This is a genomic window from Pseudomonas sp. PDM28, from assembly GCF_019219115.1.
Lineage (GTDB): Bacteria > Pseudomonadota > Gammaproteobacteria > Pseudomonadales > Pseudomonadaceae > Aquipseudomonas > Aquipseudomonas laurylsulfatiphila.
On the sequence record NZ_JAHUWG010000003.1, the window covers coordinates 104,312 to 121,831 of the forward strand.

Genomic DNA, 17,520 nt, shown 5'->3' on the forward strand with positions numbered 1-17,520 from the left:
AAAGCACGGACAGCCAGTCAGAATGTTACGCCAGCGACCAGCACAATATTGCAGTACGGCTGGCACTCGCCTGTACGAACAATCGCCCTCGCCTGCCGGTTCAGGGCCTTGAATTGTTCATGGCTGAGCACCTCACGCCGCCCCAGTGCGCCTTCGCCGTTCAGTTCATCCAGTGCGATCAGGGCCAACGGTTTCTTATCGAAAATCTCCTGAGCCAGCACATGGCTTTCGACCTGCATCTCACTGAGCACCACCTTCAGGGTGCTGACAAAATCCGGAATGCCCTGGGTCAAGGCCAGGTCGATCAATTCAACGCCAGGTGGAACCGGCAGACCGGCGTCACCGATGACGACCATGTCGCCATGCCCCAATGAGGCGATCAGCCGTGACAAAGCGATGTTGAGCAAGGGAGTCTTTTTCATGGAGTTTTAAACGCCTGTACATCGCTCAAGGCGGGAATCGACGGTTGCGCGCCGGCACGGGTGACCGACAGCGCCGCAGCCACCTGACCGAAGCGGATCGCCTGCACTTCATCCTGCCCCGCAGCCAACGCCGCAGCGAAACCACCGACGAACGTATCGCCCGCCGCCGTGGTGTCGACAGCCTTTACGACCGGCGCGGGGAAATGCTCGAAGCGCTGGCCATCGGCAAACAGCGAACCTTGCGCGCCGAGGGTGATGATCACCTTGCCGGCGCCCAGGGCAATCAGCCGGGTTGCCGCGGCTTGCGCACTCTCCAGGGAGTCCACAGTCACTCCGCTCAAGGCCGACGCTTCGCTCTCGTTGGGAATCAGGTAATCGATAGACCCGTACCAGTGCGATGGCAACGGACGGCTGGCCGGCGCCGGGTTGAGGATGACCGTCTTGCCCAGCTCGCGGCCGCGTTTAAGCGCATGACCAACGGAGGCATCGGGCACTTCCAGCTGGCAGATGAGCACGTCCGCCACCTGTATCACCGAATCAAAACGGTCAATGGCTTCAGCGGTCAGCGCACCGTTGGCACCGGGAACGATCACGATGGTGTTCTGACTGCTGTCGTCGACCACGATCAACGCCACGCCGCTGGAACCGTCAATGGTACTCACCGCCTGGCAATCGATCTGCTCGGCCAACAGCGCCCCGCGCAGTGCCTCACCATAGGCGTCATTGCCCACACAACCGATCATCGACACCTGGGCTCCGAGCCGCGCCGCCGCCACGGCCTGATTGGCGCCCTTGCCGCCGGAGACGGTGGCAAACGACTGGCCTATCAGCGTTTCACCGCCCTTGGGCAAGCGCGGCGCCCGGGTCACCAGGTCCATGTTCAAACTGCCTATTACCACTACTTTTGCTGGCATACATTGCTACTCATCGATTCTGTTTCGGCGGCGCTGTTGGGTCAGCGGCTTTCTGTTTTCAACGGCTCTCTGTTTCAACGACTCTCAACGGCTCTCTGTTTCAACGGCACTGGGCAAACACACCGGCCAACGGCGCCGTCGATTCACGGATGACAATACTCGGCGTCACGATCCGCTGATCGGTCGCCAGGCCCGGCGTGGCGATTCGCCGTAACAGCACTTCGGCAGCCATTTCACCGAGTTGCAGGATCGATTGCCCCACCGTGGTCAACGACGGGTAGACATACCGACTCATCTGGATATCGTCGAAACCGATCACCGACAACTCGCTCGGTACGCGAATATTGCGCTCGGCGGCAGCCCGCAGCACACCGATGCCGATCATGTCGTTGGCGGCAAAAATGGCGGTAGGCGGATGGCTTTCCAGCAACATCGCGGCAGCGCTGTAACCGCCGGTGCTGGTGAAATCGCTTGCCAGCATGCGCTCGGGAGAGACCTCGACGCCCGCCTCTTTCAAGGCCCGGCGATAACCCGCCAGACGCATCTGCGCCACACTGGTGTTTTCCGGCCCGCTGATCGTGGCGATATCCCGGTGGCCCAACTCCAACAGGTGCCGGGTCGCCAGGTACGCGCCGTATTCATGGTCGATGCGCACCAGGTCGGCATCGACACCGTCCAGTCCGCGGTCGACGATCACCATGGGCGTGCGCACGCCTTTCAGACCCTGTACCAGGCCACTGTCGCCGCCGGCCGAGGCGACGATCAGGCCGTCGATGCGTTTTTCCAGCAGCACGCGCAGGTAGCTGCGCTGCTTGTCCGGATTGTCGTCGGAGTTGCACAGGATCACGCAGTAACCGTTTCGCTCGCAGTAATCCTCGATCCCCCTGGCCAGCTCGGCGAAGTACGGGTTGAGGCTGTTGGGGACCAGCAGGCCGATGGTCGCCGTGGTCTTGGCCTTGAGTGAACGGGCCACGGCGCTGGGGACGTAGTCGAGGGTCTTGATCGCGGCCTCGACCTTGATCCGGACTTCTTCACTGACCGGGCGGGTCTTGTTCACCACATGGGAAACCGTGGTGTAGGAAATGCCGGCAAGGGCTGCCACATCTTTGATAGTCGCCATGACTCAGGTCCGCCGGCTTGCGCGTTGACTGCGATAAGTGTCCAGCACCACCGCCACCACGATCACGGCGCCGGTAATGATGCGTTTGGTCGGCTCGGTTGCCCCGATCTGCGCCAGCCCCGCGGCCAGCACGGAAATGATCAGGACGCCAAAAAACGTGCTGATCACCGAGCCGCGCCCACCCATCAGGCTGGTCCCGCCGATCACCACGGCGGCGATCACCTGCAACTCAAGACCGGAGCCGGCATTCGGGTCGGCGGCTTCCAGGCGAGAAATCTGGAACAGCGCAGCAATGCCGGCCAGCAATCCCATCAGGCTGAACACGAGGATTTTGTAGGGCTTGGGATTGATCCCCGCCAGCCGCACGGCCTCTTCGTTGGTGCCGATACCGATCAGGTAGCGACCGAACACTGTGCGGGTCAACACGGCCTGGGCGATGAATATGATCAGCAACGCAATGATGAACGAGGGTGAAATGCCGAAGGCGATCGGATTGGACAACCAGGCGAATGCATCGCCGATGTAGGCCGTACGCGAACCCGTCATCTGGTACGCCACCCCGCGCGCCATTTCCAGCACGCCCAGGGACACGATGAACGATGGTATCCGCCACGCCACCGTGATCGAACCGGTGAGGGTGCCTGCGAGCGCCGCGACAGCCATGCCGAGCAACGCTGCGGGCAGCACGCTCCAGCCCCAGCCGAGTATCGCCACGCTCACGGTCGAGGCCGCCAGTGCCAGCACCGAGCCTACCGACAGGTCGATGCCCCCGATGATCAACACAAAGGTCATGCCGACCGCCAGCACCATCAGGTCCGGAATCTGGTTGGCCAGGGTGCTGAACGTATCGTAGGACAGGAAGTGACTGCTCAGCACCGAGAACAGCACGATCATCGCCAACAAGGCACCCGCCAGGCCCAGATAGGCGCCCAGGCCATAGAAGTTGCCACTGCGTGTGCCGGCGATAGAAGCGGTTTTCATGGAAGATCCCTAGGCGCGGCATCGAAGCGCTGCGCATCACGTTTTTGGTAGCCGGCAAAAGCAGCGGCGAGCAATTCATCCTGGGTCCAGCTGTCGCGCTCGAACGTATCGATCAGGCTTCCTGCCGACAGCACACCAATCCGGTCGCAGATCAGCATCAGCTCACGCAAGTCGCTGGAAACCACCACCAGCGCCTTGCCCTTGCGGGTCAACTCACCGAGCAGGTTGTAGATATCGAACTTGGCGCCGACGTCGATGCCCCGGGTCGGCTCGTCGAACAGCAGCACCGAGCAATCGCGCTCCAGCCAGCGACCGATGACGACTTTCTGCTGGTTACCGCCGGACAGCTCGGACACCAACTGTGCCGGACCGGAGCTGCGAATGCGCATGGCGTCGATCTGCCGCTGGGCCAGGGCGTTTTCGCCATCGTTGTCGACAAAGCCGGCGCTGGAGATGCCGGGCATGTTGCCCAAGGCGATATTGGCACCGATCGACTGCGTCAACAAAAGGCCTTCGCCCTTGCGATCTTCAGTGATCAACGCAATGCCATGCCCGACCGCATCCACGGGCGAACGCACAGTGATGACCTGCGCCGGCGAGCCCAGGGCAACCGTGCCGCTGTCGGCGATATCGGCACCGAAGATCAGGCGCAGCAACTCGGTGCGCCCCGCGCCGATCAAACCGGAAATGCCGAAAATCTCTCCGGCACGCACTTCGAACGACACGTCGCGAACCTTGTCGGCACGGGTCAGGCCCTTGACCGTCAACACCGGGGCGCCGATCTTGCGCGCCCCCATATCGATATGTTCGCCGAGCTCGCGGCCAACCATCAGGGTGACCAGTTGCTCGCTGTTGTAATTGGCCATCGGCGCGACACAGACCAGATTGCCGTCGCGCAGCACGGCAATGCGCTGCGCGACCCGCGCCAGCTCTTCGAGACGATGAGAGATATAGATGATCGATACGCCGCGAGCCTGCAGGCGGGTGATCTGCTCGAACAGCATTTCGACTTCGCGTGCCGTGAGCATCGCGGTGGGCTCATCGAGAATCAGCACATGACAATCGCCGATCAGGTTGCGGGCGATCTCTACCATTTGCTGATGACCGATGCCCAGTTCGCCGACCAGGGTATCCGGGTCAATGGCGTCGAGCCCGACCTGAGCCATGGCCTCGAGGGCAGCCTTGCGCAACTGCTTGCGACTGATCCAGCCACCGTTATTGGGCAGATTGTGAAGAAACAGGTTTTCCGCCACCGACAGGGTCGGCAGCAGATTGAGTTCCTGCATGACCATGCGGATGCCGAGGTCTTCTGCCTGGCTCCGGCTGCCTGGGCGATAGTCCTGCCCCTGAAACTGCATCTGCCCGGTAGTCGGCGCGACCAGCCCGCCAATGATTTTCGACAGCGTGCTTTTGCCTGCGCCGTTCTCGCCGGTCAGCGCCAGCACTTCACCGCGCATGAGCGTCAGGTCGATGCCGGCCAGAACCGGTTGTGCGTAGGTCTTGCCGATACCGCTGACCGAGAGGACAGCGTTCGTAGCGCAAGCGGACATAAAAACTCTCCACGCGCCCGTCCGCCTGGACGAGCGCCGTTGCGTCGCCAGAAGGTTACTGTGTGACCTGCTCTTTGGTGACCAACTCTACCGGCGTTTCGATCACGCCATTGGCACCGCCGTCGACCTTCTCGCCCTTGAGAATCTTCAACGCCGTCTCGATGCCGAACACCGCCTGCCTGGCTGCAAACTGGTCGGCAGTGGCGAGCACCCGACCATCCTTGAGCATCGGCTGGATCGCGTTGATGTTGTCGTAGCCGACCACTTGCACCTTGCCGGCCTTGCCCGCGGCGCGCACGGCAGACACTGCACCGACCGCCATGCTGTCGTTACCGGCCAACAGGGCCTTGGTTTGCGGGTATTCGCTGAGAATCGAGGCGGCCACCTTGTTGCCTTTGTCGATTTCCCAGTCACCGGATTGCAACGACACGACCTTGATCTGCGCCGCCTCCATCGCATCCTTGAAACCTGCGGTGCGCTGCTGGGCATTGGTGGTGGTGGACACACCTTCGATGATGCCGACTTCATCACCGGCCTTCAGTTGCTTGGCCAGGTAATCGCCGACCAGGCGTGCGCCCTTGCGGTTGTCCGGGCCTACGAACGGAACACTGATGTTTTTGCTTTTGACTACGGCGGGGTCCAGCTGGTTGTCGATGTTGATCACGGTGATACCGGCATCGATGGCTTTCTTGATCACCGGCACCATGGCCTTGGAATCGGCCGGCGCGATCACCAGCGCATTGACCTTGGCCAGGATCATCTGCTCGACGATACGCGTCTGGCCGGCGGTGTCGGTTTCATCCTTGATGCCATTGGAGATCAGGTCGAATTCGCCGGAGTGATCTTTCTGATAGGCCTTGGCGCCGTCTTCCATGGTCAGGAAAAACTCATTGGCCAGGGATTTCATCACCAGTGCGACTTTCGGTTTTTCTGTGGTTTCAGCGAAGGCAGAGGAGACAGGCAGTGCAGCGGATGCGGCAGCCAGCACAGCGACAGCGAGAAGACGTCCAGCAAATGGCAGCTTCATGGGTTCACTCCGATCTTATGATTATTGTGAGCAACGCTTGCGCCGGCGTAAGCTTCACGACCCGCTGCGATGGAAAGCCATTACAGGGGACGCGCAAACGTTTGCGTGACCCAGACTATGCGAATCCTGCCGGTATTTGTCAACGACCTGAAAAGTGCTTTCAGAGCGGATTGGCGAAAAACGGCATTCCGTTCATGCCGTGGTGTTGACCACCGATCCCGTGCCGGAACCCTTGGTCAACTCTTTGACCAGACTCGCACTCACCTGCAGGATCGCGCCGTTGGTTGCGGCAACCTGGGCCTGAAGGGCCGCTACCGCGGTGGTCTTGGCTTCCGGGGTCGGATAAGACGCCGCCTGGGCCTGGGCCAATTGTTGCTGTTGCTCACGCAATTGCTGCTGCAACTCCTTCAGGCGCTTGAGCAGGACCTTCACCGCAAAACTGGTGTTATCGCCGGTTTCCGATTCGGCCTGTGCGCCGGCACTTTGTCCCAGACCTGCCGGACCGGTTTTAACCCGGGTGCCGTCGCCTTCCTTTACACCCAGCGCTTGGGCACCTGCATCCTCTGTCGCATCGCCCGAGGCACGAATGGTCGCCGCAGGCTTCCCCCCGATGGTGATGTTTGCGGCATTCGGGAAGCCAATGGATAACGACATGTGAACTCCTGCAGAAATAGATCCCTTGAAGGAGCATCGACCGACGCGCGTTTTTCTTTAGTCGTTAACGACGATTTGACGCCCTTAAGTTTTAAACAGGAATCTTGAACAGGACCGCCATGCGTTTCGGAGAGCCGAACGCAAAAGTTAAACATGTTCGGCAATCCGGACGCCCGGCCCCGGAACCGCCTCCGGACACAAACTGCAATACCGTTACAAATCATTAAGTTACGCGTGTTTTTTCGATTCAGGGTGTTTCTGGTACAGATCCTGCTCTTCTCCTCGCACCTCCGGCGTTCAGATTCGCCCGGGGCGCATCTAGATGAACCTGCATCTGCACCGTCTCACAACTAGAAGAGAAAAATAATGACATCTGCACTCAAGACCTTTGTTCCGGGCGCCTTGGCCCTGCTGCTGCTTCTGCCGACCGCCCTTCAGGCCAAAGAAGCCGAAACCCAACAGAAACTGGCCAACGTGGTGATTTTGGCCACCGGTGGCACCATTGCCGGCGCCGGCGCCAGCGCCGCCAACAGCGCGACCTATCAAGCGGCGAAAGTCGGCATTGAACAACTGATCGCCGGTGTTCCAGAACTGAGCCAGGTGGCTAACGTTCGTGGCGAACAGGTCATGCAAATCGCTTCCGAAAGCATCACCAACGAAAACCTGCTGCAACTGGGCCGCCGCGTAGCCGAACTGGCCGACAGCAAAGACGTCGATGGCATCGTGATCACCCACGGCACCGACACCCTGGAAGAAACCGCGTACTTCCTGAACCTGGTGGAAAAAACCGACAAGCCGATCATTGTCGTGGGCTCCATGCGCCCAGGCACCGCGATGTCCGCCGATGGCATGCTCAACCTGTACAACGCAGTGGCCGTGGCCAGCAGCAAGGATGCACGAGGCAAAGGCGTACTGGTGACCATGAACGATGAAATCCAGTCGGGTCGCGACGTCAGCAAAATGATCAACATCAAGACCGAAGCGTTCAAAAGCCCCTGGGGTCCGCTGGGCATGGTGGTAGAAGGCAAATCCTACTGGTTCCGCTTGCCAGCCAAGCGCCACACCATGGATTCCGAATTCGACATCAAGACCATCAAGAGCCTGCCTGACGTCGAGATCGCCTATTCCTACGGCAATGTCAGCGACACCGCCTACAAGGCCCTCGCCCAATCAGGCGCCAAGGCCATCATCCACGCCGGCACCGGCAATGGCTCGGTATCGTCGCGGGTCGTCCCTGCCCTGCAAGCCCTGCGCAAGGATGGCGTGCAGATCATTCGCTCCTCCCATGTCAACGCCGGTGGCTTCGTATTGCGCAACGCCGAACAGCCTGACGACAAATACGATTGGGTCGTGGCCCACGACCTGAACCCGCAAAAGGCCCGGATCCTGGCGATGGTCGCGCTGACCAAGACCAATGACAGCAAAGAGCTGCAGCGGATGTTCTGGGAATACTGATTCGCCCTCGCCCGACCGATCCGGTCGGGCACCCTGTGCGCCATTCTCCAGCCCTGGCGATTGGCGCCGCTCGATCTGACAAAAAAACTCCCTGCGCCTTACACCAAATGGAACAAACGGCTGTCAGAGGATTTTCTTGATTTTTAAGCAGTTGCGAAATTGCCTACAGTTAAATACTGTATGCACGTACAGCTTATTAAGGATAATCCCATGGACACTACCTCTGCCTCTCCTGACACCTATGTACGCATGGGCCTGCGCGTTCAGAAAATCATCAACTCCCCCACCGCACAAAAGGCCAGGGCAGCACTGATCTTCCGCCTGCCTGACGAGCCGGTGGATGAATGGGAACGCTTGCTGGAAGAAATCGACGAGAACGACAACGTCACCCTCGCCTATCGCGACGATGGCGGCGTGCAGATTTTCTGGGTTGTGCCAAAGGAAGATTGAGTCGATGAGTGCCCGCTGGTTTGCTTTGTTGTTTGTGTTTTTTGCCATGACGGCGCAAGCCGACGCGCCGCGCACCTTCACCGAAGCGAAAAAGGTCGCGTGGAAGCTCTACGCCCCCCAATCCACCGAGTTTTACTGTGGCTGCAAGTACACCGGCAACCGGGTGAACCTTGCCGCCTGCGGTTATGTGCCGCGAAAAAATGCCAAGCGCGCATCCCGCATCGAATGGGAACATATCGTTCCGGCCTGGCAGATCGGCCATCAACGCCAGTGCTGGCAAGAAGGCGGTCGCAAGAACTGTACGCGCTACGATCCGGTTTACCAGAAGGCCGAAGCTGATTTGCACAACCTGGTGCCCAGCATCGGCGAGGTCAATGGCGATCGCAGCAACTTCAGTTTCGGTTGGCTGCCCGAACAGTCGGGACAGTATGGTTCGTGCCTGACCCAGATCGACTTCAAGGCCAAGAAAGTCATGCCCCGCCCGTCCATCCGCGGCATGATCGCCCGAACCTACTTCTACATGAGCAAGCAGTATGGCTTGCGCCTGTCGAAACAGGATCGGCAACTGTACGAAGCCTGGGACAAAACCTATCCCGTACAAGCCTGGGAACGTCAACGCAACCAGAGCGTGGGGTGCGTCATGGGGCGCGGCAACGAGTTCGTCGGCCCGGTGGACATGAAGGCCTGCGGCTGAATCCAGGCGACACCTGAAACCAAAAAGGCCTCGAGGCTAAACCCCGAGGCCTTTTTGTTTTGCCCAACCTCTTCGCTGCCGAATGTTATTGAGCGGCTGGACGCTCAAGCACCAGCAATTCGATGTTCTGCTTCTTCGAGCGAGTGAGCGCCGCACGGACTTCATCCTGCTTGGCTTCGGCCTCGGCTTTTGAATTGAACGGGCCCATCAGGATTCGTGTATTGCCATTTTCCTTGACGACGCTGGACATGAAGCTGTGCTCGATCAGCCAGCCACTCAAATCACTGACTGCCTGAGGGGTTTCACCTCGCACTTCAAGATCCCATTGCGGGCCGGACACTGCCGCGGGTACGGCAGCCATGGCCGGTTTTGGCTTCGGCGCATCCACACTGCTACCCTCTCCACATCCCGCCAGTGCCAACATCGCGAGTACCAAGACCATTTTGCGCACGGCGTTTCCCTCTAAATGCTTAAAGCGGGGATTTTAACATCCATGAATACTTCACGAGTGCCGTAAAATCGGCTCAAAACAACGAGAATCATGGTGGCGGCCTCTGTATAGTTACGCCTTGGGAATTAATGCCACATCTGCGCGTCAGAAAGAGGCACCCAAACTGTGAGACTTCGCACTAATCTATACATACCACCGACCTCTGCACTGTCCGAATCAGGTGCCCCACGAAGCAATCAAGGAGAAGACCATGCTGATACTCACCCGCAAAGTCGGTGAAAGCATTAATATCGGTGATGACATTACGATCACCATCCTGGGCGTAAGCGGCCAGCAAGTCAGGATCGGCATCAACGCCCCGAAGGACGTTGCAGTGCACCGTGAAGAAATTTATCAGCGCATTCAGGCCGGCCTGACCGCCCCGGAAAAGCCGCAGTCCTGAATTCTGTTGCAGTCAGTAGCCAGCCCGTTGAATGCGCAACCACGGCTGGCTAAAGATTCAGCATCGCATCGCTTCCACCTGCTTTCCCATGCAAGCTTTCGATACTAGCGACAAGCTCAAGGCCCTGGCTGTCAGACTTTTCTTGTTTATCCCGGGGAAGGACGCGTTCGCTGCGTGATCAACCGAACACCACCCCGCGCGCCATGCCAGTCGCCGCCACCACCATCAACAGCACCAGCAGCGCCTCGACATGACTGATCCGTGCAAACAGCTTCGCACGGCCGGTATCGAAGGCGACTTTACGACCCAGCGCTATCCGCCATTTGATCAACGTCACCATGGGCGCAATCTCCAGCAGCAAGATCAGCACGAACAGCGTCATCTTCAGATGAAACAGCGGCTGATGCAGGTAATAGTCCGTGCCTTTCTCGTACCCGCCAAAGGCTCGCATCCCCCCGCTGATCAGTAACACGACAGCTGAAATACCCCAGATATTGTCCGCCATCAGGACACCGCGCACCTCTCCTGCCCCGTCGGCCAGACGCCGAAAAGCCATGCCTCGAGTCAGCACTGCCCAGAATCCCAAGGCCACCGCCAAAAGATGAACCGCCGCCAGAAACCAATGAGTCAGCATCGAGAAACTCCTGCCAGGTCGAAGTTGTATGAGCCTGTCAGTAGTAGCCCATGAAATGGCTGCGTGCACGGCATCCGCGGGCCAGGCCCGGAACACAATATGACAGACCAACTAGACTCCACTGCGCTGGCATTGAGCTACCGCGGCTGTCCCAGCCCCAACAGCAACTCACTCTCACCGCATTGAACTGAGTAAACAAAATCATGTGTGAATCATGTGATTCAAGCTCTGCTTCAAACACAACAGGCCGTCGTCGTTTTCTTCAATTTGCCGGATTGAGCGCAGGCGCCCTGCTGCTGACCGGCACCCTGCCCGGCAAGATCATCCAGGCAGCCGAAAAAGCGTCAGCCCCACCCAAACCACAAAACGTGATCAGCCCCGACATGGCGCTGAAAAGACTGATGGAGGGCAATGAACGATATGTAGGCGGTACATCCAAGACTCATGATTTCAAGGCTGAGCGAGAGGCCCTGGTGTCGGGCCAAAATCCGTTCGTGGCCGTGCTGAGCTGCTCTGACTCGCGCATCGCCCCGGAGTATGCGTTTGACACTGCGCGCGGCGACCTTTTTTCCATCCGCGTCGCGGGCAACTTTGTCACCCCGGAAGGCCTGGCCAGTCTTGAATACGGGGTCGCCGTACTGGGCGCCCCGCTGATTCTGGTACTCGGCCACGAGAGCTGCGGCGCCATCGAGGCCGGCATCAAGGCCGTCAAGGACCAGACGGTTTTCCCCGGCCATATCCCGAAACTGACCGACGCACTCAAGTCGGCCATCGAGGCCGTGCTCAAGCAACCGGGGAGCCTGATGGAAAACGCTACCGCGCAGAACGTCAAAAATTCGGTCAACAGCCTGAAACAGGCCTCGCCCTTGCTGACCGATGCGCAAAGCAAAGGCATGCTGAAGATCGTGGGAGGTGTCTATCGCCTGGCGAGCGGCAAGGTTGAGCTGATCGCCTGACCCACAACGCCAGCATCGGCGCATAGCCCCGCATGCAAAGAGCGCCTCATGCAAAGAGCCCAGCGCGATGGCTGGGCTCTGGTCACTTCCGGTTTTCCATCATTTTGTCGGCCAGGGTTCTGGCCCTCTCGATCAACAGGTTCTGCCTGTCTTCGTGCGTAGCCCCACCCACAACCGGGGCAGTCAGATTGCTTTCGGCAATCAACGCAGCGCAGAAGTATTGATCCCAAACGACTTTGTCTACGGGTGCCTGTTTGCTGATTTGATCGACGTTCATGGGGGGCGGCTCCTTTCAATGAGGCAGCCCCACTAGTTTACGCCTGAATGGCAAAGAATCCGGACCAACATCCACCACTACCCGCCATTCGTCGCCTGCGAAAACACGACGATGAGTTCACCGCATCCGTGGCTTGAGGATTGCACAGATCGCGCGTAGCAGCGCGGGAACGACATAATTCTGACGCAGCAGCCATTCAATCAACGCTTAAGGACTCCAGCGATACGCTTGGTCAGTCACCGGGAGATGTAACGTGTCAACGCTCAACGAAATCGCAATGAACCACGCGAGAATGGCTAAGGAAAAGGCAGCAGAGTCGACCGAACTGAGCGAGCGACACCTCCAGATTGTAGGGAGCTTCGAGGTACCGTCCATTGATGTACAACAGAACGTCCCCATGCACCTGATCGCTGGAGTGCAGGAGGGGCATCTGGTTCATGCGACGGGTTTCGCGCTCTGAGTTTTTATGGGGCAAGCGCTATTCAGATCTGGAAGAGTCTGGATCTACTTAAATCCTCGGAAAGATAAGTTCAGCCTGTGGCTTTCTTTTCGTACAGGCAGATAGCCGATGGCGTACAGCCTCTCAGTGTAAAATTCTGATGATGTTTTTGGCGGCGATCATCCTGTATCACGTTGTCGAAGTACCTTCGAGAAAACTGATGCGGAAGATCTACGGTCAGACACGAAAAGGTTGAAATCAGTCAGCGCAAGAGCGATATTAATTCCGCCCTGCCATTCCTGCATATTCAGGAGTGGGCCAAACAAGCCTCGCCAGAGAAATCTGCCGGGGCTTTGTCGTCTTCGGCTTAGGAGAAAGACATGTCTAGAGCTCAACGACGACACGATACACGCCGCATAAAGGCACGCTTTGAAAGAAACCAGAAAACCAAAGACTGGGAAGCCACTGCTCGAGAGGCAGGCGTCTTCGCAAATCATGGCAAGGTCTGCTCTTGCTGGATGTGCTGCAATCCGAGAAGGCTGGGTGAGCTCACCCTACAGGAGCTGCGGGCTGACCGTCCCATTCAAGAGTGACAGCAGGCCCCTCATCTAATTTCACAATCCACCTACCAGCCTGCCGATAAGCGGCGAATAGTCACCGGCACCACTGCGTCTCACAAGGTATCCCGTCGTGGTCTCCGTCCATTTCCATTCCTGGGCAGTTTTGCAGAAAGTTCTTGGCTTCTGCGCACGAGGTCATCTGTGAGCAATATTTGCGCCCGTCACATTTAACTGGAGCCGAGACAGGCTTCGGCGCAGTCACGACCGTAGAGGTTCTTTGGGGACTCGACAGCCGAGCCTCAGCCCAGGACTGTAATTCAGGGGAAAACTTCCAAGCCAACAGACCAACAACAAGCACTGTCAAAATCAGTTTCATCTTGATCCATCCATGATGAGAGACCGTTTGCGTTCTTACGTTGCCTGCTTTCCAGCGTAACCCACAATTCCACATACAGCCTGGTGTAAGCCAACCTGAAGGTGTAGCGCGGTGGTCGTTTGCCCAAACACCAGACAACAAAAAAGGGCCCACCTTTCGGTGAGCCCTTCTAGACCGCCCAGCAGAGCGGATTTTGTTTGGTAGGCGCGATTGGACTCGAACCAACGACCCCCACCATGTCAAGGTGGTGCTCTAACCAACTGAGCTACGTGCCTGCTGTGAGGCGGCATTCTACGGAATTCCGGAGGGGTGTCAACACCTTTTTTCGCGCTAACCCTATGAATATGCAAAATATTTAATTTTGCCGGTACAAAGAAGATTTTCCGGGTGGCTGGCGGGCGATTTTCAACTCGGGTAGGATCAACGCACTCGTAAAATATATTAAACAGAGGCTGCCGGATGGCTAACACTCCCTACCCAGAGTCCTACTACGCCGCATCGGCCAATGCGGTTCCGCCGCGCCCGGCGTTGCAGGATGACGTCGAGACCGATGTCTGTGTGATTGGCGCCGGTTACACGGGGCTGTCCTCTGCCCTGTTTCTGCTGGAGAACGGTTTCAAGGTCACGGTGCTTGAGGCCGCCAAGGTGGGTTTCGGGGCGTCCGGGCGTAATGGCGGGCAGATCGTCAACAGCTATAGCCGCGACATCGATGTCATCGAGCGCACGGTCGGTCCCAAGCAGGCTCAGTTGCTGGGGCAGATGGCGTTTGAAGGTGGCCGGATCATTCGTGAGCGGGTCGCCAGGTACAACATCCAGTGCGATCTGAAGGACGGTGGTGTGTTCGCCGCGATGACCGCCAAGCAGATGGGTCATCTGGAGTCGCAGAAGCGTCTGTGGGAGCGATTCGGCCACACCCAGCTCGAGTTGATGGATCAACGGCGCATCCGCGAAGTGGTGGCGTGTGATCAGTATGTCGGCGGCATGCTGGACATGAGTGGCGGCCACATTCATCCGCTCAACCTGGCGCTGGGTGAAGCGGCGGCGGTCGAATCCCTGGGCGGGACAATCTATGAGCAGTCGCCGGCCGTGCGCATCGAGCGCGGCGCGAATCCGGTGGTGCACACGCCGCAGGGTAAGGTCCGGGCCAAATTCATCATCGTCGCCGGCAACGCTTATCTGGGTAACCTGGTGCCGGAACTGGCGGCCAAGTCGATGCCTTGCGGAACGCAGGTGATTACCACCGAGCCCCTGGGCGATGAACTGGCCAGGACCCTGCTGCCTCAGGATTACTGTGTCGAAGACTGCAATTACCTGCTCGACTACTACCGCCTCAGCGGTGACAAGCGCCTGATCTTCGGCGGCGGCGTGGTGTACGGCGCGCGGGATCCGGCGAACATCGAAGCGATCATTCGACCGAAGATGCTCAAGGCCTTCCCGCAACTCAAGGACGTGAAGATCGATTACGCGTGGACCGGTAACTTCCTGCTGACCCTGTCGCGTCTGCCTCAGGTCGGACGCCTGGGCGACAACATCTACTACTCCCAGGGCTGCAGCGGCCATGGTGTGACCTACACGCACTTGGCGGGCAAGGTGCTGGCCGAAGCGTTGCGCGGCCAGGCCGAGCGTTTTGACGCGTTTGCCGACCTGCCCCACTACCCGTTCCCTGGCGGACAGTTGCTGCGTACGCCATTTGCGGCATTGGGTGCGTGGTATTACGGATTGCGGGACAAATTCGGCTACTAAGCGGCACGCAATACATTGTGGGAGCGAGCTTGCTCGCGATGGCGGACTGGCAGGCGACATCCGTGTTGAATGTGTCGGCCTCATCGCGAGCAAGCTCGCTCCCACAATGTTTTTTGCATACCCGCAGATGTTGCGTACACCCGCTCCCACAGGGGTTATGGGTTAGAGACGATCCCGTGGGATACCGCTGCGGATTCGCAAGATGTCAGCCAACACCGCCAGAGCGATTTCTGCCGGCGTCTTGCTGCCCAGGTTCAGCCCGATTGGCGCATGAATCCGCCCCAACTCGACATCCCCCAGACCGCCGATGCGCCGCAAGCGCTCGAAGCGCTTCTGTGAGGTCTGCATGGAGCCCATCACACCGATATAGAACGCCTCGGTGCGAACCGCCTCCATCATCGCCAGGTCATCGATACGCGGGTCGTGGGTCAACGCCACCACCGCCGTGTCGCTGTGGCAGCCGCCGTCGGCGATGAACACCGACGGCAGTTGGCGGCGAATCTCCACGTTTTCCAGCACGACGCCTTCCAGCACTTCGTCCCGCGGATCGCACAGAATCACCTCGAAACCCAAGCCCACGGCAAACTCCGCACAAGCCTGAGCCACACTGGAATAGCCGGCCAGCAACAAACGCTGGGCCGCGCCGACACGCACACGTACCCGGTCGATTTCACGCTCGATACGCACTCCCTGCTCACGATCATCGAACAGGCTGCGTGCACCGCTTTGCAGATCGACTTCGCGGATCAACCGACGTCGGCCCAACAGCGCCGACTCCAGCTCGCGCAGATGCGCCTGCACCTCGCAATCGGCCTCAAGCTTCTCGACCAGCACATCCAGCACCCCGCCACAGGGCAGGCTGACGCGCGAGCGTGGGTCGTGGCCTTCGCCGTAACGAACGACGCTGACCGGCTGCAGAAACGCGCCCTCGGCGACGCGCTCGAGAAAGTCTTCCTCGACACAGCCACCCGACAGCGAACCAATCCATTGCCCGTCAGCGTTCACCGCCAGCAGCGAACCCGGCGCACGCGGCGCCGAGCCGTACGTGGCCAGCACCGTACACAGCCAGATACGCTGACCGACCGTCGACCACTCCAGCGCCCGGCGCACCACTTGCAGATCGAGATGCTGCATATCAGTGGGCCTTGTGCTCGAGCGGCGGCGCATCGGCCCGCAACGTCTGCACGTCGTTCACCGCCAGTTCATTGGGCTGACCACCCCAGCCCTGACGCAGGTAGTTCAGCAGATCCGTGAGTTGCCCGTCGCTCAACTTCTCGGCGAAGCCCGGCATCGGCTGCATGTGCTCGAACCCGGAGAACTTCTGCTCGCCGATACCGTCGTCGATCACCCGCACCAGGTTGCGCGGTTCTTCCAGGCGCAGCGTGGTGTTGCCGCGCATGGCGACGGCGATGTGCGGCTTGCCCTCGCCGCCCGGCGCATGGCAACCGGCGCAGACGTTCAAATATTCCTGACGGCCACGCTGGGCACTCGGGCTCAGTTTGTCCAACGGCACTTCGGTGAGCACTTTCGCCGCCGGTGGCTGATCGCCGAGCAGGAAGGTCGCCATGGCCGCCAGATCCGGATCGCTCAGGCCCTGGGTGCTGTTGTGGAACACCGGGAACATCTCGTTGAACATCGTGCCCTGGGCGCTCATGCCGTGCTTGAGGAACGAGCTCAGGTCCTGATGATTCCAGCCTCGGGCCGCCAGGTCAGTGGCCAGCAGGCTTGGCGCCAGATAACCATTGAGAATGCCGCCGGTCATGCGCTTGTCCTGCTGCATCGCGCCAGGCAAGCCGCGCGGGGTGTGGCACTCGCCACAGTGACCGAGCACGTCGACCATGTACTGGCCGCGCTTCCAGGCTTCGCTTTTGCCTTCGGCAGACTCCAGCTTCACATCCTTGCCGTACATCATGTTCCAGCCCATCAGGCCCAGGCGCACGTTGAACGGGAAGCTCAGGCGGGTGACCGGGGCGGCGCGCTCGATCGGCTCGACGGTTTTCAGGTAGGCATGAATCGCATCGGAATCGGCGCGCGGCATCAGGTGATACGAGGTGTACGGCATCGCCGGATACAGGTTCGCGCCATCGCGGCGTTTGCCTTCGGTCAGCGCGGCGAAGAACTCGTCATCGCTGTACAGGCCGATGCCGTGTTCTTTGCTCGGGGTGATGTTGGTGCCGTAGATCGTGCCGAACGGCGACACGATCGGCAGGCCGCCCGCATAGGGTGCGCCACCCGGCGCGGTGTGGCAGGCCATGCAATCGGCGGCGCGGGCAAGGTACGCGCCTTGCTTGACCTGCGCCTCATCGGCGTGGGCCAGCAACGCAGGCACAGCCAGGCCGACCGCCAGCGTCAGGCGGGACAATAGTGACTTCATG

At 59.5% G+C, this 17,520-nt stretch carries 20 protein-coding genes and 1 tRNA gene; 7 read left to right on the top strand and 14 right to left on the bottom strand.

Translation table 11 applies throughout. The features are described 5' to 3' along the window. Nucleotides 1–17: 17 nt before the first annotated feature. The 7 genes from rbsD to KW841_RS06930 all read right to left on the bottom strand — a co-directional run bounded on the left by rbsD (nucleotide 18) and on the right by KW841_RS06930 (nucleotide 6,668). Nucleotides 18–422, bottom strand: coding sequence for a D-ribose pyranase (rbsD, locus tag KW841_RS06900; protein WP_218474793.1), 405 nt, complete (start codon nucleotides 420–422; stop codon nucleotides 18–20). Next, nucleotides 419–1,336: a ribokinase gene (gene rbsK / locus KW841_RS06905; RefSeq protein WP_218474796.1), complete on the bottom strand. Its 918-nt coding sequence runs from the start codon at nucleotides 1,334–1,336 to the stop codon at nucleotides 419–421. The genes rbsD and rbsK overlap by 4 nt, the downstream gene beginning before the upstream one ends. Before the next feature lie 100 nt (nucleotides 1,337–1,436). Continuing rightward, a complete protein-coding gene (locus KW841_RS06910) occupies nucleotides 1,437–2,456 on the bottom strand; it encodes a LacI family DNA-binding transcriptional regulator (RefSeq protein ID WP_218474798.1) in 1,020 nt (339 codons plus the stop codon). Nucleotides 2,457–2,459: 3 nt separating this feature from the next. After that, nucleotides 2,460–3,437, bottom strand: a complete 978-nt coding sequence (locus tag KW841_RS06915; protein ID WP_218474800.1) for an ABC transporter permease — start codon at nucleotides 3,435–3,437, stop codon at nucleotides 2,460–2,462. Continuing rightward, entirely contained in the window at nucleotides 3,434–4,987 is a 1,554-nt protein-coding gene (locus tag KW841_RS06920) for a sugar ABC transporter ATP-binding protein (protein WP_218474802.1), read from the bottom strand. Before KW841_RS06920 ends, KW841_RS06915 begins: the two co-directional genes overlap by 4 nt. A gap of 55 nt (nucleotides 4,988–5,042) precedes the next feature. Continuing rightward, nucleotides 5,043–6,014, bottom strand: coding sequence for a sugar ABC transporter substrate-binding protein (locus KW841_RS06925; protein WP_218474804.1), 972 nt, complete (start codon nucleotides 6,012–6,014; stop codon nucleotides 5,043–5,045). 192 nt (nucleotides 6,015–6,206) lie between these two features. Beyond that, a complete protein-coding gene (locus tag KW841_RS06930; RefSeq protein ID WP_116582015.1) occupies nucleotides 6,207–6,668 on the bottom strand; it encodes a hypothetical protein in 462 nt (153 codons plus the stop codon). 366 nt (nucleotides 6,669–7,034) lie between these two features. On the opposite strand from KW841_RS06930, the gene KW841_RS06935 reads away from it, so the two are divergent. The 3 genes from KW841_RS06935 (at nucleotide 7,035) to KW841_RS06945 (ending at nucleotide 9,267) form a co-directional block, all read left to right on the top strand. Continuing rightward, entirely contained in the window at nucleotides 7,035–8,123 is a 1,089-nt protein-coding gene (locus tag KW841_RS06935) for an asparaginase (RefSeq protein WP_007975695.1), read from the top strand. A gap of 210 nt (nucleotides 8,124–8,333) precedes the next feature. Continuing rightward, nucleotides 8,334–8,573: a DUF1654 domain-containing protein gene (locus tag KW841_RS06940; RefSeq protein ID WP_007975694.1), complete on the top strand. Its 240-nt coding sequence runs from the start codon at nucleotides 8,334–8,336 to the stop codon at nucleotides 8,571–8,573. A 4-nt stretch (nucleotides 8,574–8,577) separates the two neighbouring features. Further along, nucleotides 8,578–9,267 carry an endonuclease gene (locus tag KW841_RS06945; protein WP_218474806.1) on the top strand — a complete coding sequence of 230 codons (690 nt, stop codon included), beginning with the start codon at nucleotides 8,578–8,580 and terminating at the stop codon, nucleotides 9,265–9,267. An 85-nt stretch (nucleotides 9,268–9,352) separates the two neighbouring features. Here KW841_RS06945 and KW841_RS06950 read toward each other — a convergent pair whose 3' ends face one another. Next, on the bottom strand, nucleotides 9,353–9,718 hold the full coding sequence (locus KW841_RS06950) for an SPOR domain-containing protein (protein WP_116582019.1): 366 nt from the start codon (nucleotides 9,716–9,718) through the stop codon (nucleotides 9,353–9,355). Nucleotides 9,719–9,968: 250 nt separating this feature from the next. On the opposite strand from KW841_RS06950, the gene csrA reads away from it, so the two are divergent. Beyond that, nucleotides 9,969–10,160 (top strand): carbon storage regulator CsrA, encoded by a 192-nt coding sequence (gene csrA / locus KW841_RS06955; RefSeq protein WP_007975691.1) that lies wholly within the window; start codon nucleotides 9,969–9,971, stop codon nucleotides 10,158–10,160. A gap of 178 nt (nucleotides 10,161–10,338) precedes the next feature. On the opposite strand, the gene KW841_RS06960 is transcribed toward csrA, so the two are convergent. Next, nucleotides 10,339–10,794: a DUF2214 family protein gene (locus KW841_RS06960; RefSeq protein ID WP_218474808.1), complete on the bottom strand. Its 456-nt coding sequence runs from the start codon at nucleotides 10,792–10,794 to the stop codon at nucleotides 10,339–10,341. A 203-nt stretch (nucleotides 10,795–10,997) separates the two neighbouring features. Here KW841_RS06960 and KW841_RS06965 point away from each other — a divergent pair, with 203 nt between their 5' ends. Continuing rightward, nucleotides 10,998–11,750 carry a carbonic anhydrase gene (locus KW841_RS06965; RefSeq protein ID WP_218474810.1) on the top strand — a complete coding sequence of 251 codons (753 nt, stop codon included), beginning with the start codon at nucleotides 10,998–11,000 and terminating at the stop codon, nucleotides 11,748–11,750. Nucleotides 11,751–11,832: 82 nt separating this feature from the next. Here KW841_RS06965 and KW841_RS06970 read toward each other — a convergent pair whose 3' ends face one another. Further along, a complete protein-coding gene (locus KW841_RS06970; protein WP_218474812.1) occupies nucleotides 11,833–12,027 on the bottom strand; it encodes a hypothetical protein in 195 nt (64 codons plus the stop codon). A gap of 253 nt (nucleotides 12,028–12,280) precedes the next feature. Between KW841_RS06970 and KW841_RS06975 the strand changes: the two genes are divergently transcribed. After that, nucleotides 12,281–12,487 carry a hypothetical protein gene (locus KW841_RS06975; RefSeq protein WP_218474814.1) on the top strand — a complete coding sequence of 69 codons (207 nt, stop codon included), beginning with the start codon at nucleotides 12,281–12,283 and terminating at the stop codon, nucleotides 12,485–12,487. Between the two features lie 633 nt (nucleotides 12,488–13,120). Here the strand turns inward: KW841_RS06975 and KW841_RS06980 are convergent. Further along, entirely contained in the window at nucleotides 13,121–13,402 is a 282-nt protein-coding gene (locus tag KW841_RS06980) for an excalibur calcium-binding domain-containing protein (RefSeq protein ID WP_218474816.1), read from the bottom strand. A 198-nt stretch (nucleotides 13,403–13,600) separates the two neighbouring features. Then, nucleotides 13,601–13,677, bottom strand: a tRNA-Val gene (locus KW841_RS06985). Nucleotides 13,678–13,861: 184 nt separating this feature from the next. Here KW841_RS06985 and KW841_RS06990 point away from each other — a divergent pair. Continuing rightward, complete coding sequence (locus KW841_RS06990; RefSeq protein ID WP_218474818.1) at nucleotides 13,862–15,145, top strand: FAD-binding oxidoreductase; 1,284 nt, start codon at nucleotides 13,862–13,864, stop codon at nucleotides 15,143–15,145. Nucleotides 15,146–15,307: 162 nt separating this feature from the next. Here KW841_RS06990 and KW841_RS06995 read toward each other — a convergent pair whose 3' ends face one another. Then, a complete protein-coding gene (locus KW841_RS06995) occupies nucleotides 15,308–16,279 on the bottom strand; it encodes an XdhC family protein (protein WP_218474820.1) in 972 nt (323 codons plus the stop codon). A gap of 1 nt (nucleotide 16,280) precedes the next feature. After that, complete coding sequence (locus KW841_RS07000) at nucleotides 16,281–17,519, bottom strand: cytochrome c (RefSeq protein WP_218474822.1); 1,239 nt, start codon at nucleotides 17,517–17,519, stop codon at nucleotides 16,281–16,283. Nucleotide 17,520: the final 1 nt, after the last annotated feature.